Below are 2,070 nucleotides of genomic sequence, written 5' to 3'. Positions count from 1 at the left end.
TCTTAGTCATGGTAAACTCCTCATCGAGTCGTTAGTTTACCAAGTTTAGGTGTACGGTTTCTTCAGCATAGCTCATCGCAACGTCATAAGAAAATCGTTTTAATGCAATAAGGCTTTATAATAATCATTATATTGCATTCATAATTGTTTTTGCGCAAAATGGCTTATCTATAATCGCTTGAGCCACTCATGATGAATACCCCTATCTCAGATCCTATTGGCGCAGCATGGCTTGTCCGTTATGCCAGCATAGAGCTGGTGTCCCCTTTATATGTCAGCAGTAGTATCGGTGGGCGCAGGCAAACCTATAAAGACGGTGACGTCATTCATAACGCTTATCAGGAAACCGCGCGTCCACTGGACACAATCATTGCGCACTTACAGTTTCACATGCGTCATGAAGTACTGAATTTAGAGTTACTGGTTCGTCTATTTGAGCAGATAGGGGCAAATGACGTGCAAGCATGGGTAAACGCTGAGCCGACAGGCAGCTATGCCCGTAGAATGGCTTTCTTGTATGAGTGGCTCATGGATAAGCATTTAGAGGTACCGAGTAATATAGGCGGTAACTATGTGGATGCTTTGGTTACCAAGAAGTTGGTTACTTCAAGTCCTTCGCAGGTCATCAAGAACGCTCGCTGGCGTATCAATGACAATCTAGCAGGAACCCGTCATTTCTGTCCGATGCTGGTAAAAACAGAGGCCTTTACGCAAGCAGCTGCACTCGATATTGCCACAATGGTTGACAAACTTAACGATGAATTTGGGCAAGACTTACTGATGCGCGCCTCCGTATGGATGACCCTACGAGAGAGTAAAGCCAGCTTTACTATAGAAGGTGAGGGAAAAGAGTTAAAACGCATTGAACGTTTTGCCGATGTGATGGCACGGCGTACCGGCACCGGTGACATTCCGCTTGATCCTGAATCACTAGCAGAGTTGCAACAAGAGATACTCGGTAGCAAAACGGTTATCCAGCAGTATGGTGTCCGTCAATCACCAGTTTTTGTGTCGCATACTCAGGTCAATGGCTTTAAAGAAATTGTGCATTATATTGCTCCACCAGCTGATGACATTGCTGATAAGTTAGAAGGATTACAGGTATTTATGGAAAAGACTGAGGGACAATCAGCACTGATGCGTAGTGCGGTTGCCTCCTTTGCCTTTGTATATATTCATCCGCTGGCGGATGGCAATGGCCGTGTACATCGCTTTTTAATTAATGACGTCCTCAGGCGAGACCAGGTCATTCATGAGCCGATTATCCTACCTATATCACAAGCCATTGCCGAGCATCCCTCAGACCGGCATGCCTATGATAAGATTTTAGACCGTGTCTCTGTGCCGCTCATGAAGCAAATCCGTGATCATTACAGCTTTGATAAACAGGCAGTTACCTACCCTGATGGTATTCGCTCAAACTTAAATTTTGGAAATACTCACCTGATTCAACCTGCATGGCGCTTCATGGATCTAACGCCTCACGTTCAGTACTTATCAGGACTGATTGCTCATGTTATTGAAAAAGAGATGCATAACGAGTCACAGTACCTAAGACAACATGACCATGCACGACTGGCGATAAAAGAGATTATTGAGATGCCCAACAGCTATGCCGATAGAATCATTCGTAGCATGCTGCAGAATAAGGGTGCTAAAAGTAATAAGCTATTGAAAGATTATCCGTTTTTGGCAAATGATGAGGTTTGGGACGATATTTTCTCTGTGGTTGTAGAGACATTTAAAGATGAAGCAAATGGTTTGAATAGTTAGAACAAACTCTGCTATACGCAGGAAAGTCTGCCTTAATAATCAAGCTCAAGCTAGTATTTGTGTCATCGTTACGATAATGATTCGTTTATAAAAGATTCGGCTAAAATACTGTCACCTGAAACGTAATCAATATTTTTCTTACTTAAACAGAATATATTAGAGGAACTTTGATAACAGACAATTTTTATTTGACAAGGTTATTACAGATCCTCAAAATAATTTTGAGTATTTGAGTATTTGAGTATTTGAGTATTTGAGTATTTGAGTATTTGAGTATTTGAGTATTTGAGTATTTGA

The 2,070-nt window shown here is 41.9% G+C and carries 1 protein-coding gene; it reads left to right on the top strand.

What is annotated here, in order from left to right; all coding sequences use genetic code 11:
- Positions 1–189: 189 nt before the first annotated feature.
- Complete coding sequence (locus tag ACS8FD_RS13265) at positions 190–1,773, top strand: Fic family protein (protein ID WP_198336912.1); 1,584 nt, start codon at positions 190–192, stop codon at positions 1,771–1,773.
- The last annotated feature ends 297 nt before the right edge of the window (positions 1,774–2,070 follow it).

The organism is Psychrobacter sp. 1U2, assembly GCF_051847575.1.
Note: the sequence above shows the minus strand (reverse complement) of the source record. Positions and strands in the feature narration are given on the sequence as shown.

Excerpts from the sequence above, each read along its gene's own strand:
- ACS8FD_RS13265 (WP_198336912.1), top strand. The coding sequence starts at position 190 with ATGATGAATACCCCTATCTCAGATCCTATTGGCGCAGCATGGCTTGTC.